The 14,327-nt window shown below is 70.0% G+C and carries 16 protein-coding genes; 11 read left to right on the forward strand and 5 right to left on the reverse strand.

From position 1 onward, the window contains the following. Positions 1–44 precede the first annotated feature (44 nt). Positions 45–332 (reverse strand): hypothetical protein, encoded by a 288-nt coding sequence (locus tag ACFY2B_RS25180; RefSeq protein WP_390765335.1) that lies wholly within the window; start codon positions 330–332, stop codon positions 45–47. A gap of 405 nt (positions 333–737) precedes the next feature. Between ACFY2B_RS25180 and ACFY2B_RS25185 the strand changes: the two genes are divergently transcribed. Together ACFY2B_RS25185 and ACFY2B_RS25190 are read left to right on the forward strand one after the other, a co-directional pair. Beyond that, the gene (locus ACFY2B_RS25185) at positions 738–3,089 is read left to right on the forward strand and encodes an immune inhibitor A domain-containing protein (protein WP_390765336.1); all 2,352 of its coding nucleotides are present in this window, start codon (positions 738–740) and stop codon (positions 3,087–3,089) included. Positions 3,090–3,210: 121 nt separating this feature from the next. After that, positions 3,211–3,576, forward strand: a complete 366-nt coding sequence (locus tag ACFY2B_RS25190; RefSeq protein ID WP_390765337.1) for a hypothetical protein — start codon at positions 3,211–3,213, stop codon at positions 3,574–3,576. A 130-nt stretch (positions 3,577–3,706) separates the two neighbouring features. Here the strand turns inward: ACFY2B_RS25190 and ACFY2B_RS25195 are convergent, their stop codons facing one another. Further along, a complete protein-coding gene (locus tag ACFY2B_RS25195) occupies positions 3,707–4,330 on the reverse strand; it encodes an isochorismatase family protein (RefSeq protein WP_390765338.1) in 624 nt (207 codons plus the stop codon). Between the two features lie 126 nt (positions 4,331–4,456). Continuing rightward, on the reverse strand, positions 4,457–5,854 hold the full coding sequence (locus ACFY2B_RS25200; protein ID WP_390765339.1) for a nicotinate phosphoribosyltransferase: 1,398 nt from the start codon (positions 5,852–5,854) through the stop codon (positions 4,457–4,459). A gap of 57 nt (positions 5,855–5,911) precedes the next feature. Here ACFY2B_RS25200 and clpS point away from each other — a divergent pair, with 57 nt between their 5' ends. The 8 genes from clpS (at position 5,912) to ACFY2B_RS25240 (ending at position 11,356) form a co-directional block, all read left to right on the forward strand. After that, entirely contained in the window at positions 5,912–6,229 is a 318-nt protein-coding gene (clpS, locus tag ACFY2B_RS25205) for an ATP-dependent Clp protease adapter ClpS (protein WP_390765340.1), read from the forward strand. An 11-nt stretch (positions 6,230–6,240) separates the two neighbouring features. Beyond that, positions 6,241–6,849, forward strand: coding sequence for a DUF2017 domain-containing protein (locus tag ACFY2B_RS25210; RefSeq protein ID WP_390765341.1), 609 nt, complete (start codon positions 6,241–6,243; stop codon positions 6,847–6,849). A gap of 331 nt (positions 6,850–7,180) precedes the next feature. Further along, the gene (locus ACFY2B_RS25215) at positions 7,181–8,599 is read left to right on the forward strand and encodes an amino acid permease (protein ID WP_390765342.1); all 1,419 of its coding nucleotides are present in this window, start codon (positions 7,181–7,183) and stop codon (positions 8,597–8,599) included. 154 nt (positions 8,600–8,753) lie between these two features. Next, positions 8,754–9,176, forward strand: a complete 423-nt coding sequence (locus ACFY2B_RS25220; protein ID WP_390765343.1) for a Mov34/MPN/PAD-1 family protein — start codon at positions 8,754–8,756, stop codon at positions 9,174–9,176. 77 nt (positions 9,177–9,253) lie between these two features. Further along, positions 9,254–9,349, forward strand: coding sequence for a putative leader peptide (locus ACFY2B_RS25225; RefSeq protein WP_376523835.1), 96 nt, complete (start codon positions 9,254–9,256; stop codon positions 9,347–9,349). 109 nt (positions 9,350–9,458) lie between these two features. Continuing rightward, the gene (locus tag ACFY2B_RS25230) at positions 9,459–9,746 is read left to right on the forward strand and encodes a MoaD/ThiS family protein (RefSeq protein ID WP_376523836.1); all 288 of its coding nucleotides are present in this window, start codon (positions 9,459–9,461) and stop codon (positions 9,744–9,746) included. Positions 9,747–9,761: 15 nt separating this feature from the next. Continuing rightward, complete coding sequence (locus tag ACFY2B_RS25235) at positions 9,762–10,712, forward strand: PLP-dependent cysteine synthase family protein (RefSeq protein WP_390765344.1); 951 nt, start codon at positions 9,762–9,764, stop codon at positions 10,710–10,712. Between the two features lie 140 nt (positions 10,713–10,852). Then, on the forward strand, positions 10,853–11,356 hold the full coding sequence (locus ACFY2B_RS25240) for a hypothetical protein (protein ID WP_390765345.1): 504 nt from the start codon (positions 10,853–10,855) through the stop codon (positions 11,354–11,356). Between the two features lie 30 nt (positions 11,357–11,386). Here the strand turns inward: ACFY2B_RS25240 and ACFY2B_RS25245 are convergent, their stop codons facing one another. Then, positions 11,387–11,899, reverse strand: coding sequence for a type II toxin-antitoxin system PemK/MazF family toxin (locus ACFY2B_RS25245; protein ID WP_390765346.1), 513 nt, complete (start codon positions 11,897–11,899; stop codon positions 11,387–11,389). Between the two features lie 263 nt (positions 11,900–12,162). On the opposite strand from ACFY2B_RS25245, the gene ACFY2B_RS25250 reads away from it, so the two are divergent. After that, a complete protein-coding gene (locus ACFY2B_RS25250) occupies positions 12,163–12,915 on the forward strand; it encodes an MBL fold metallo-hydrolase (protein ID WP_390765347.1) in 753 nt (250 codons plus the stop codon). A 112-nt stretch (positions 12,916–13,027) separates the two neighbouring features. On the opposite strand, the gene ACFY2B_RS25255 is transcribed toward ACFY2B_RS25250, so the two are convergent. Beyond that, on the reverse strand, positions 13,028–14,278 hold the full coding sequence (locus tag ACFY2B_RS25255; RefSeq protein ID WP_390765348.1) for a PTS transporter subunit EIIC: 1,251 nt from the start codon (positions 14,276–14,278) through the stop codon (positions 13,028–13,030). Between the last annotated feature and the right edge of the window lie 49 nt (positions 14,279–14,327).

A 14,327-nucleotide genomic window follows, 5' to 3' on the forward strand; every position in this document is an offset into this window, starting at 1 on the left:
GGCGGGTCCGTGTGCGACACGGACCCGCCGACTGCGTGGGGCGTTCAGCGAACCGTGGGCTCGCGCACCGGCTCGGCCGCGGCGGCCACCGGCTTGCGGGGCGCCGGCACCACCCGCTCGGTGGTGGCCGGCGTCTTGGCCGCGGGGGCGGCCGTACGGGACTTGGGCAGGGGTACCGTCATGGCGACCAGCAGCCCCAGGGCGAGCGCCGCGAGGGCGATCACGGCGATACCCAGTCCCGAACTCGTCTGCGACAGCAGCAGCATGGCGAGCGTCGAGAAGATGACGGTGCACGAACCGTAGGCGAGCTGTGCGGCAGTCGGACGAGGCATGGCAATCGTGTCCTCGGAGGATATCGGGGGTGAGGCGGTCAACCGGCCTGGCTTTCAGCCGACTTCCGGGCGTTCCACTTTCGACTCTATTCGCGTGCATGCCCGAGTGGAACGGTTGGTAAGCGTGGCCTAACCCACGGTACCGGTGCACGGGGGGCGCACGGAGTCATGCATCCGGCAAGTGCCCTGGCCCACGCGCTCGTTGGGTGCTCCGCCGGTGTCGCCGGCCCCTCTCCGCGCCGGAGTCCGTACATAGTCCAGTTGTCCTGCTCAAGTCAAGACCTGTCTTTTCTCCTAAACCTCTAGTCAAATTACGTCACTTGACTACACGCGTTGATCACGCACGGACCCCTCCATGCCCAGGACCCGTCCTGTTCGTGCGCGCGACGCTGGGGAGGAACTCAAGTGACCAGCAGACCCTGGACGTTCAGAGTCGCCGCGGTCGGCGTCGCGCTGGCGGCGGCGTCCGCCACGTTCGCGACGTTCGCCGTCGCGGAGGCGAGCACCACGGCCGCGTCGGCCGCCGCGAACCGGCACGACCCGGCCCCGGTGAAGCAGGAGACGCACGACCTCGACGGCCCGCTGAGCAGGACCCAGGACGCCCAGCGCCAGGAGGCGCTCGACCAGGTCATCGCCGGCCGGGCCAAGGTGCAGGACCGCGACGGTTCGCAGGTCGTCCAGCTCAAGAGCAAGAAGGGCGACAGCAAGTACGTCGAACTGGGCCGGGAGAAGACCGACGAGATCTTCACGATCCTGGTCGAGTTCGGCGACCAGACCGACCCCCGCTACGGCGGCTCCGCCGGCCCCCAGCACAACGAGATAGCCGCGCCGGACCGCGCCGGTGACAACAGCACCGACTGGCAGGCCGACTACGACCAGAAGCACTACGAGGACCTCTACTTCGGCACCGGCAAGGACACCGAGTCGCTGAAGAAGTACTACGAGAAGCAGTCCTCGGGCCGCTACTCGGTGGACGGCGAGGTCTCCGGCTGGGTCAAGGTCCCTTATAACGAGGCCCGCTACGGCAACAACGCGTGCGGCTCCAGCACCTGCTCCAGCGTCTGGAACGTGGTGAGCGACGGCCTGAAGTCCTGGGTCGCCGGGCAGAAGGCGGCCGGCCGCTCCGACGCCGACATCAAGGCGGACGTGGCCAAGTACGACCAGTGGGACCGCTACGACTACGACGGCGACGGCGACTTCAACGAGCCCGACGGTTACATCGACCACTTCCAGATCGTGCACGCCGGTGAGGACGAGTCCGCGGGCGGCGGCGTCCAGGGCGAGGACGCGATCTGGGCGCACCGCTGGTACGCCTACGGCACCGACGCCGGCGCCACCGGCCCCGACGACAACAAGCTGGGCGGCGCCGAGATCGGCGACACCGGCATCTGGGTCGGCGACTACACCATCCAGCCGGAGAACGGCGGCCTGGGCGTCTTCGCCCACGAGTACGGCCACGACCTCGGCCTGCCGGACGAGTACGATACCGCGGGCGGCGAGAACTCCACCGGTTTCTGGACCCTGATGTCCTCCGGCTCCTGGCTCGGCCGGGGCGAGGACGCCATCGGTGACCTGCCCGGCGACATGAACGCCTGGGACAAGCTCCAGCTGGGCTGGCTCGACTACGACGTGGCGAAGGCGGGCACCAGGTCCGCGCACAAGCTGGGCGTCGCCGAGTACAACACCAAGAACCCGCAGGCGCTGGTCGTCACCCTCCCGGACAAAGAGGTCACCACCGAGATCGTCGCCCCGGCGCAGGGCTCGACGCAGTGGTGGAGCGGCAGCGGCAACGACCTCAAGAACACCCTGACCCGGTCCGTCGACCTGACGGGCAAGTCGTCGGCCACGCTGTCCCTGGACGGCTGGTGGGCCATCGAGGCCAACTACGACTACCTCTACGCCGAGGTCTCCACCGACGGCGGCGCCAACTGGACCGCGCTCGACGGCACCGCGGACGGCCAGGCCATCGGCCGGGACGGCAGCGACAAGCCCGCCCTCACCGGGTTCTCGGACGCGTACAAGAAGCTGTCGTACCCGCTCGACGCCTACGCGGGCCAGAAGATCGACCTGCGGTTCCGTTACGCCACCGACGGCGGTGTGGCGGAAGACGGCTTCGCGGCCGACCGGATCACCGTCACCGCGGACGGCACGACGGTCTTCGCCGACGACGCCGAGAGCGCGGACGCGGCCTGGACGGCGAACGGGTTCTCCCGGATCGGCGCGTCCTTCACCAAGGACTACGCGCAGTACTACGTCGCCGAGAACCGCCAGTACGTCTCGTACGACACGACGTTGAAGACCGGCCCGTACAACTTCGGCTTCTCGACGACCCGTCCGGACTGGGTGGAGCACTACCCGTACCAGAATGGCTTGTTGATCTGGAAGTGGGACACCTCCGAGCAGGACAACAACACCGGCCAGCACCCCGGCACCGGCCTCATCCTCCCGGTCGACTCGCACCCGACGGCGCTGCGGTGGTCCGACGGCACGCTGATGCGCAACCGCATGCAGGCCTACGACTCGACGTTCAGCCTGGAGCGCACGGACGGCATCACGCTGCACAAGGCGGACGTGCCGACCCGGATCAAGTCGTCGAACGGGGTGTCGGTCTTCAACGACCACGCCGCCACCTACTACGACTCGTCGAACCCGGCGGGTGGTGTCAAGATCACTGACACCAACACCAAGATCAAGATCGACAAGCAGGCCCGTGACGGCTCGACGATCGACATCGAAGTCGGCCCCGCGGTGAAGTAGCTCGCATCCTCGCAGGTCAGAGACGTATCGGCGGCGACCCCTTGGCGGGTCGCCGCCGATCGTGTTTAGGTGCGTCCTGTGGCGCTCTTATTGACACCGACCGAAACGGGGATGTGACTGAATGGCCGCAGGAGGTTTCTGCAAGCTGCCGAACGGCACGGTGGTGGTGGCACTGAATCTGCCCAGCCCCGCCGCCGACGGCGCGCCCGCGGGCACGGCCGCGGGTGCGGTGCGTGTGCTGGTGCACGCCCGGAACCGGGCCCGCGCCCTGACGCGGCTGCGCAACCTGGGCATGCGGGCGGTCTACCTGCGCGGCAACGCGGCTCCGCCGACGCCGGACGAGATCACGGCGGTGCTGCACCATCCGGACGGGCTGATATGGCGTACCGCGCCTGACAACAGTGTCGGGACGGCGGACCTGGCCACGGAGCTGTGGCATCCGATCAGGGCGCTGCGGCGCGCTCGCGCTCCGCTGAGTGGGCTGTGAAACGTCGGGTTCCGGTGCGGGTGCGGGTGCGGGCGCGGGTGCCTGGGGGCGGTGGGGCGTGAGGGGCGTCGGTCGTCTGCGGGTGCGTCGTGGCTGGGCGCGCAGTTCCCCGCGCCCCTCCGGGGCGCGGCTAGACGACCGGTTTGCCCGACAGTTCCACGCCTGCCTCTCGTAGGTCTTCGAGGGCGTGCTGGGTGGTGTCGGCGGAGACGCCCGCGGTCAGGTCCAGCAGGACGTGCGTGCGGAATCCCTCCCGCACGGCGTCCAGGGCGGTGGCGCGTACGCAGTGGTCCGTGGCGATGCCCACCACGTCCACCTCGTCGACCTCCCGGGCCCGCAGCCAGTCGGCCAGCGGGACGCCGTTCTCGTCGGCGCCCTCGAAGCCGCTGTAGGCCGCCGCGTACGCCCCCTTGTCGAAGACGGCGTCGATCGCGCCGGAGGCGACCGCGGGGGCGAAGTTAGGGTGGAAGCCCACGCCCTCGGTGCCGGCGACGCAGTGCGCGGGCCAGGAGCGGACGTAGTCGGGGTCGTCGGCGAAGTGGCCACCGGGTGCGATGTGGTGGTCACGGGTGGCCACCACGTACCGATAGCCGCCCGGGTCCCCCGAGTTCTCGGCTTCGCTCGAACAGGGGGGACCCCCATCGCCGATCAGCTCGGTGATGGCGGCGGCCACATCGGCGCCCCCGGCCACCGCGAGACTGCCCCCCTCGCAGAAGTCGTTCTGCACGTCTACGACGATCAAGGCGCGGCGCATGGTCGGTGTCCTTCGACTGGCGGTCCCCTGCTCGTGGCGGGCGGGGGAGTGTGAAGTTACGAGCCTAGAGACTTCTGCTCCGGGGCGGGAGGGGTGCGGCCGGGGCGGTCGGCCCCGGCACGTCCACTAGTACCCCGGGCCTCCGTGTACGTACTCCGTCGCGAGGACGGGTTCCCCGCGCGACAGCTGGGTCGCGGACAGCGGCAGATGGGCGCGTACGGCGGCGTGCCGGTCGCGGACGACGTCCAGCGGCTCGTGGGCCACCACCTCGCCGCCCTTGGCCAGCTCGACCAGGAGCTGCCGGTCGGCCAGCTCCGCGGGCACCGGCCCGGTGCCGATGACCTCGGTCTCCGCCACCCCGTAGGCGTCCAGCCGGCGCGCGGCCCACTTGCGCCCGCCGATGGAGGTCTTGCCGCCGGTGGATCGTTTCGCCACCGGTACCAGCGGGGCCTGCGGGTCGGCCGACTCGGCGCGCGCCACCAGCTTGTAGACCATCGAGCAGGTCGGGTGCCCGGAGCCGGTCACCAGCTGGGTGCCGACGCCGTACGCGTCCACCGGGGCGGCGGCGAGCGAGGCGATGGCGTACTCGTCCAGGTCCGAGGTCACGATGATCTTCGTATCGGTCGCGCCCAGCTCGTCCAGTTGCTGCCGCACCCGGTGCGCGACCAGCAGCAGGTCCCCGGAGTCGATGCGCACCGCGCCCAGCTCGGGCCCGGCGACCTCGACGGCCGTCCGGACCGCCTCGGCGACGTCGTAGGTGTCCACCAGCAGCGTGGTACCCCGCCCGAGCGAGTCCACCTGGGCCCGGAAGGCGTCCCGCTCGCTGTCGTGCAGCAGGGTGAAGGCGTGCGCGGAGGTGCCCACCGTCGGGATGCCGTAGCGGAAGCCGGCGGCCAGGTCGGAGGTGGTGGTGAAACCGCCGATGTAGGCGGCGCGCGCGGCGGCCACCGCGGACAGCTCGTGGGTGCGCCGGGCGCCCATCTCGATCAGCGGCCGGTCCCCGGCGGCCGAGGACATCCGGGAGGCCGCCGCCGCGATGGCCGAGTCGTGGTTGAGGATGGAGAGGATCACGGTCTCCAGGAGCACGCACTCGGCGAACGAGCCCTCCACCCGCAGCACCGGCGAGCCCGGGAAGTACACCTCGCCCTCCGGGTAGCCCCAGATGTCACCCGTGAAGCGGTACTCGGACAGCCATTGGAGGGTGTCCTCGTCGACGATCTGCCGCTCCCGCAGGAAGTCGAGGACGCCCACGTCGAAGCGGAAGTCCTCGACCGCGTCCAGGACCCGCCCGGTGCCCGCCACGACGCCGTAGCGGCGCCCGTTCGGCAGCCGCCGGGTGAAGACCTCGAACACGCTCCGGCGCCCGGCGGTGCCCGCCCTGAGGGCCGCCTGGAGCATCGTCAGCTCGTACTGGTCCGTGAAGAGCGCCGTCGACGGCACGCCCACCCGCCTGCCGCCACCGCCCCGGCGCGGCGGTGCCCCGCGCCCTTCGTCCTCCGGCAGCCCAAGGTCCGCTGTGTCCATGAACCCGCATGCTACCCCCATCTCGTCAGTGTGACGATTTTTGCCCCGCGTGGCAGCATGGGCGTTGTGACGTCACCCGCGCCCGTAGAGATCGAACGCACCGAGCCGGCGGAGGAGGTCTTCGCCGTACCCGAGCCGGACGTCCCCTGGGTCACGATCGTGCACAACGACCCGGTCAACCTCATGAGCTATGTCACGTATGTCTTCCAGACGTATTTCGGCTATCCCAAGGACAAGGCCACCAAGCTCATGCTCGATGTCCACCACAAGGGCCGGGCGGTCGTCTCCAGCGGCAGTCGCGAGGAGATGGAGCGCGACGTGCAGGCGATGCACGGCTACGGTCTGTGGGCCACCCTCCAGCAGGACCGGAAGTAACGACGCCACCGATGTCAGGACACTTCGAACCGCTCCCCGGCGGCGGCGCGGCCGTCGCGCTCGACGACGTCGAGATTTCCATCATCCGGTCGCTGGCCGTCCAGCTGCTGGAACTGATCGGTCCCGGCACCGCCCCCGCGGACGCCCCCGCCGACCCGCTCGCCGAACTGTTCACCGAGGGGCCCAGCGAGCCGCCCGCCGACCCGGTGCTGCGCCGGCTCTTCCCGGACGCCTACGGCGACCCCGGGCGGACGGCGGACTCGCCCGCCCGGGCGGCGGAGCAGGAGGCGTCCTCCGCCGAGTTCCGCCGCTACACCGAGAACGACCTGCGGGCGGGCAAGCGGGAGAACGCCCTCGCGGTGATCCGCGCCCTGGACGCGCTGGCCGCGGCGGGGGAGGGCGGGGCGGTCCTCAAGCTGTCGCCCGAGGAGTCCCGGCAGTGGCTGGGCGCGCTCAACGACCTGCGGCTGGCGATCGGCTCCCGGCTGGAGATCACCGACGAGGACGACACCGAGCTGCTCTACCGGCTGTCGGACGACGACCCGCGCAAGCCGATGGTGATGGCGTACCTGTGGCTCGGCGGACTCCAGGAGACCCTGGTCTCGACGCTCCTGCCCTGATTCGTCCGCATTCCCTGTTCATTCCCTGTTCGCTCAGAGGACGCTCAAATCCGGATAACGATCCCGTCACCAAAGTGACCGGTTTTGATGGGATTGCTTGCCATTTATCCTATTTTTTCCCGTGTGGTGCGCCACAGTGCACCGGTGTGATCAGCGGGGCTGCCGTGGTACATCTTCACGACCGCCCGGCGGACACCACCCATGTCCCGCCGGGGGCGCGGCCGGCCGGTCGATCACCGGCCAGCACAACTCCAGCAGCCCAGGGGGGACCGGAATCCGGTCCGAGGCCGGCCGAAGGGCCCGGACCGGCGTGGAGAAAGGCACACCGCACATGACCCCATCGCAGGTCACCGAGGCGCCGGAAGAGGGCTACGAGCGCGGGCTCGGCAGCCGTCAGGTGCAGATGATCGCGATCGGCGGCGCCATCGGCGTCGGCCTGTTCCTTGGAGCCGGGGCGAACATCGCCAAGGCCGGACCCAGTCTCATTCTCATGTACGCCGTCTCCGGCGCCATCATCTTCTTCATCATGCGGGCACTCGGGGAGCTGCTGCTCTACCGGCCCGTCACGGGCTCCTTCGCCGAGTACTCCCGGGAGTTCCTCGGCCCGTTCTTCGGCTACTTCACCGGCTGGACGTACTGGATGATGTGGGTGGTGACCGGCATGGCCGAGCTGACGGCCGCCGCGATCTACATCCACTACTGGTTCCCGTCCGTCCCGCAGTGGCTGACGGCCCTGGTCTTCCTCGTCGTCCTGTTCGTGGCCAACCTGATCTCGGTGAAGCTGTTCGGCGAGATCGAGTTCTGGTTCTCGATGGTCAAGGTCACCGCGCTGATCGGCATGATCGTGATCGGTCTGGGCGTGCTCACCTTCGGCTTCAGCGCCGCCGGTGACACGGCCACGGTCTCCAACCTCTGGCAGTTCGACGGCTTCTTCCCCAAGGGCATCGGCTCCTCCCTGATGACCTTGCAGGGTGTGATGTTCGCCTACCTCGCCGTGGAACTGGTCGGCGTCACCGCGGGCGAGTCGGAGAACCCGGAGAAGACCCTCCCGAAGGCGATCAACACCCTGCCCTGGCGGATCGCGCTGTTCTACGTCGGTGCCCTCACCGTCATCCTGTGCGTGGTGAAGTGGACCGAGTTCGCCGAAGGCGTCAGCCCCTTCGTGAAGGCGTTCGCCGTCATCGGCATCCCGGCCGGCGCGGGCATCGTCAACTTCGTGGTGCTCACCGCGGCCCTGTCGTCCTGCAACTCCGGCATGTACTCCACGGGCCGCATGCTGCGCACCCTCGCGGACAACGGCGAGGCCCCCAAGGCGTTCGGCCGGCTGTCGACTTCAAAGACGCCCGCGCTCGCCATCACGGTCTCCGTCGCCTTCATGTGCATCGGCGTGGTCCTCAACTACGTCGTCCCGGAGAAGGCGTTCGGCTACGTCACCTCCGTCGCCACCGCGGCCGGCATCTGGACCTGGATGATGATCCTGATCAGCCACATCCGCTACCGCCGCGCCGTCGTCGCGGGCCGGCTGCCCGCGTCCTCCTTCCCGGCGCCGGGCGGATCGGTGTGCAGCTGGATCGCCCTCGTCTTCCTCCTCTTCGTCACCGGACTGATCGCGTACGACGCCGACGCCCGGGTCTGCCTGTACGTGATGGCGGGCTGGGCCGCCGCGCTCGGCATCGGCTGGCTGTTCCTGCGCAAGGGCACCCCCGGGACCACCGACCGCCGCGAACCGGCGCTGGAGCAGGTGGGCTGAGGACCGGCCCACCGAGAACTGCGCCACCGAGGACGTCCGGCCGCAGCACACCCGACAGGGCGAGCGCTGCGGCAGCCGCTCCGGACGTCCGTCATATGGGCCGCTCCGTACCGCCCCTCGGTACGGAGCGGCCCCACTGCTTATCCTTGCCCGCATGCTGACCCTCACCCAGGACCTGTACGACCGGATCGTCGCCCACGCCCGCGCGGACCACCCGGACGAGGCGTGCGGCGTGGTCGCGGGTCCGGCGGGCACCGGCCGCCCCGAGCGCTTCGTCCCGATGCTCAACGCCGCCCGCTCGCCCACGTTCTACGAGTTCGACTCGCAGGACCTCCTGAAGCTCTACCGCGACCTGGACGACCGCGACGAGGAGCCGGTGATCATCTACCACTCCCACACCGCGACCGAGGCATACCCGTCCCGCACCGACATCGGCTACGCGAACGAGCCCGGCGCCCACTACGTCCTGGTCTCCACCGCCGACACCGACGGCCTCGGCGAGTTCCAGTTCCGCTCCTTCCGGATCCTCGACGGCGAGGTCACCGAGGAAGAGGTCAAGGTCGTGGCGGCGTACTGACCGCAATTCGGTCAGAATTCATCCACCATGCGAGATCGCATTCCGGGAAGCGGACCGGGAATCGATACCATGTGCCCATGGTTCTCCACGACGTGAGCGAGAAAGCGCCGGGCATGCTGCTCGTGGCGCGGCTGCACGTCGATCTGTGCAGGCTGAACAGCGCCATCTGTTGACGTTTCCGTGCCGCCGTGCGGCCGTGAGCCGCGGCGCTCCCCCCACGTGCCGAAAGCCGGGGGACCCACTGTGCGCCCGATCCGATTCTTCCGACAGGAGCCCGCAACCATGGCCATCGAGGTCCGCATCCCCACCATCCTCCGCCAGTACACCGACGGCCAGAAGGCGGTGGAGGGCAACGGCGACACCGTCGCCGCGCTGTTCGCCGACCTCGAAACCCGGCACGCGGGCATCCAGGGCCGCCTCATCGACGAGGCGAAGGACGGCCAACTGCGCCGCTTCGTCAACGTCTACCTGAACGACGAGGACGTCCGGTTCGTCGACGGCATCGACACCAAGCTGTCCGACGGCGACGTCGTGACCATCCTGCCGGCGGTGGCCGGCGGCATGGCCTGACAGGCCCCGATCCCCATGCGCTACGACTCCCCGCTCGCTGCGGTGGGCAACACCCCGCTGGTGTGCCTGCCGCGCCTCTCGCCGTCCGCCGACGTCCGGATCTGGGCCAAGCTGGAGGACCGCAACCCGACCGGCTCGGTCAAGGACCGCCCCGCCCTGCACATGGTCGAGCAGGCGGAGAAGGACGGCCGGCTCACCCCGGGCTGCACGATCCTGGAGCCGACCTCGGGCAACACCGGCATCTCACTGGCCATGGCGGCCAAGCTCAAGGGCTACCGCATGGTGTGCGTGATGCCCGAGAACACCTCGCAGGAACGCCGGGACCTGCTCGGCATGTGGGGCGCGGAGATCATCCCCTCACCGGCCGCGGGCGGCTCCAACACCGCCGTGCGCGTCGCCAAGGAACTCGCCGCCGAGCACCCGGACTGGGTGATGCTCTACCAGTACGGCAACCCGGACAACGCCGGCGCCCACTACGCCACCACCGGTCCGGAGATCCTCGCCGACCTCCCCTCGATCACCCACTTCGTCGCCGGCCTCGGCACCACCGGCACCCTCATGGGCGTCGGCCGCTATCTGCGCGAGCACAAGCCGGACGTGCAGATCGTCGCCGCCGAGCCCCGCTACGACGACCTCGTGTACGGCCTGCGCAACCTCGACGAGGGCTTCGTACCGGAGCTGTACGACGCCTCCGTGCTCACCACCCGCTTCTCGGTCGGCTCGGCCGACGCGGTCACCCGCACCCGGGAACTCCTCCAGCAGGAAGGCATCTTCGCCGGTGTCTCCACGGGCGCCGCGCTGCACGCCGCGATCGGCGTCGGCCGCAAGGCGGCGCGGTCCGGCGAGAGCGCCGACATCGTCTTCATCGTGGCCGACGGCGGCTGGAAGTACCTCTCCACCGGCGTCTACACGGCGGCCACCACCGAGGAGGCCATCGAGACGCTGCACGGCCAGCTCTGGGCGTAGCACCCCGCGCCGGCCCTTCGGCCGCCGAGTGGCGGACCCCGGCCGGTGGAAACCGGCGGGGGTCCGCGACGGATCCGCACGGCCGGGTGGAACGTCATATCCGTACCGGTCCGAGACCTTCGCGGAAAGGCGGTCGCCCCATGCGCCGTACGACGATCCACCGGATCCACCGCACGACGCTCGCCGCCGCGGCGGCCGTGCTGCTGCTCGCCGGCTGCGGCGCGGCGGGCGACGGCTCGGGCCCGGGGGACAGCGCGGGCGGCACCACCCCGTCGTCGACCCCGTCCGCACCGGCGACCCCGTCCGCGTCAGGCACCCCTTCCGGCGGCTGCGTGAACCAGGCCGAGCTGACCGTCGCCGACGACGGCCACAGCCTGTGCCTGACGCGCGGCGGGGTGGTACGGATCGATCTGGCCGGCACCCCGGACCGCCCCTGGCAGCCGCTCACCGCCACCGGCACCGCACTCAAGGCCGTCAACGCGGGCGTCGTCGTCCAGCCGGGCCACGCGCTCGCCGCCTACGAAGCCGTCGCCGCCGGCACCGCGCGACTCACCTCGTACCGCCCGCTGTGCGCCCAGGGCAGCCCCGGCCAGGTCGCCTGCCAGGGCCTGCAGAGCTGGACGGTCACCGTACGGGTCCGCTGAGCCGCGGCCGGGCCCGCCGCCCGGACGCGCTCAGGTCGCCAGGTGCCGCACCTGGTCCCACAGCACCGGATCGACCACGCCCACCCGGCGCCGGAAATCCCACACCGGCACCTGGCGCAGCTCGTCCGTCTCCAGGAAGCTCTGCCGGCCCTGCGCGTCGCCCACCGAACCCGGCGGGAGCGGGATCACCCCGGCCTGTTCGTCGCGGTACCTGCTGGTGATCTTCGCAACCGTGGCCCGCTTGCCGTGCACCGCGAGCACCAGACAGGGCCGGTCCTCCGCTCGCCCGTCCCGCGCCGCCGCCCTGCCCGAGGCGCCGCGCGCGGCCCCTTCGGGCACCGGTCCCTCCTCGTGCGGCACGCTCGCCCACCAGATGTCACCCGGCTGGGGCCGCGCCACGTCCGCCCGGGGACGCTCGTCGCGCCCCGGTGACCACGTCCTGCGCCGGGGCGGCCGACGGCCGCGACCCCAGCCGTCGACGAGCGTGGCGATCAGCGCGAGCAGCACCACCGCCGCGAGCGCCAGCCACCAGGACGTGTCCATAGGCTTGACGGTACCGGCGCGTGCAACCCCGCGCGCGCCCTCTGTCATATCGCCTGCGCCCCCGGTCCAGCCGAACCGGTGACAGCACAGGTGAGTTCGCCCACAACCCCCCCTGGCAACGGCGCGACCCAAGCTTTCGCGCTTTACGCTCGACGGACCGCACGACCCCTGTCTGCCTTTTTCCGAACCCCTTTTCGCCCCTAGTGGATCGTTCCTTCCGGTTCGGTCCAGCCGGATTCACCGCCAACGGAGGTTTCTGCTTCATGAAGCTCACCGTCGTCGGCTGCTCGGGGTCGTTTCCGTCCGCGGACTCGGCCTGTTCGAGCTACCTCGTGGAGGCCGACGGCTTCCGGCTGCTCCTCGACCTGGGCAACGGCGCCCTCGGCGAGTTGCAGCGCCACTGCGGTCTCTACGACCTCGACGCGATCTTCCTCAGCCATCTGCACGCCGACCATTGCATCGACATGTGCGCCTACTTCGTGGCGCGCTACTACCGGCACGACGGCGGACGCGCCGCCCCGATCCCCGTCTACGGACCCGAGGGCACGGAGCAGCGCCTGACCACCGCCTACGCCGACACCCCCACCGCCTCCTCCATGAGCGAGGTCTTCGACTTCCACACCATCAAGCCGTCCACGTTCGAGATCGGCCCGTTCACCGTGCACACCGAACGGGTGCGGCACCCCGTGGAGGCGTACGCCATCCGGGTCGAACACGGCGGGAAGTCACTGACGTACTCCGGGGACACGGGCGTCACCACGGCACTCGACGAGCTGGCCCGGGACACCGACCTCTTCCTGTGCGAGGCCGCGTTCACCCACGGCAAGGAGAACATCCCCGACCTGCACCTCAACGGCCGGGAGGCGGGTCAGAGCGCCACCCGCGCGGGTGCCCGGCGCCTGGTCCTCACCCACATCCCGCCGTGGACCGACCCCGAGGTCAACCTGGCTGACGCGCGCGCCGTCTTCGACGGCCCGGTGGAACTGGCGGCGCCCAGGGCGACGTACGAGATCTGACGGATCCGGTCCGCACGGAGTTCAGGCCCGTGCGCACACCGGAAGGCCCGCACACCGGAAGGCCCCGGAACCGAGCATCGGTTCCGGGGCCGTCGTCGTGCCGGGGCGGGGCTCACGCCTTGGTGAGGTCCTCGACCTCTTCCTCGGGCTCGCGGCCCGGGGTCTTCAGATCGAACTTGACGATCGCGAAGCGGAAGGTCACGTAATAGATGGCCGCGAAGACCAGCCCGATCGGGATGATCATCCATGGCTTGGTCGCCAGATGCCAGTTGAGCACGTAGTCGATGAAGCCGGCCGAGAAGTTGAAGCCGTCGTGCACACCCAAGGCCCAGGTCACCGCCATCGACGCCGCGGTCAGCACCGCGTGCAGCACGTACAGGACCGGCGCGACGAACATGAAGGAGAACTCGATCGGCTCGGTGACACCGGTGACGAACGAGGTCAGCGCGAGGGAGACCATCATGCCCAGCACGGCCTTGCGGCGCTCGGGACGGGCGCAGTGCGCGATGGCGAGCGCGGCGGCCGGCAGACCGAACATCATGATCGGGAAGAACCCGGACTGGAACAGACCGGCGGACGGGTCACCGGCCAGGAACCGGGTGATGTCGCCGTGCACGATGTCGCCGGCCGAGTTCTTGAAGTCGCCGAGCTGGAACCAGGCCACCGTGTTGACGAACTGGTGCATGCCCACCGGGATCAGCGCCCGGTTCACGGCACCGAACAGGGCCGCGCCGCCCGAGCCGAGACCGGTCAGCCACTCGCCGAAGTTCGAGATGCCCTCACCGACCGGCTTCCAGACCAGGCCGAAGAAGACGCCCATCACGAGGCCGACGAAGGCCATGATGATCGGCACGAGCCGGCGGCCGTTGAAGAAGCCCAGCCAGTCGACCAGCTTGGTCCGGTGGAAGCGCTGCCACAGCACGGCGGCGAGCAGACCCATGATGATGCCGCCGAGCACCCCGGGGTCGTTGTAGCTCGCCGGTATGTCCTTGCCCTTCTGGATCACCTCTTCGGTGACCGGGAAAGCCTGGAGGACCTTGCTGTAGACGAGGAAGCCGACCACCGCGGCGAGCGCGGTCGAACCGTCCGCCTTCTTGGCGAACCCGATGGCCACGCCCACACAGAACAGGATCGGAAGGGCGCCGGTCAGCGCGCTGCCCGCGTTGCTGAACACGGCGGCGACCTTGTCCCAACCGAGGCCGTCCTTGCCGAAGATGTCGTCCTGGCCGAGCCGGACCATGATCCCCGCCGCCGGCAGCACGGCGATCGGGAGCTGCAAGCTGCGGCCGACCTTCTGCAGGCCCTGGAACAGGCCGGATCCCCGCTTCTTTGCGGGAGCCGCCGTCGCGGTGGCGGTGCTCATGCGTCCTCCATCGGGTGGTGGTCTACACCACTCAGTGGTGTAGACCTGT

It is taken from the genome of Streptomyces sp. NPDC001270, from assembly GCF_042896695.1.
In the GTDB taxonomy this organism is placed as follows: Bacteria; Actinomycetota; Actinomycetes; order Streptomycetales; family Streptomycetaceae; genus Streptomyces.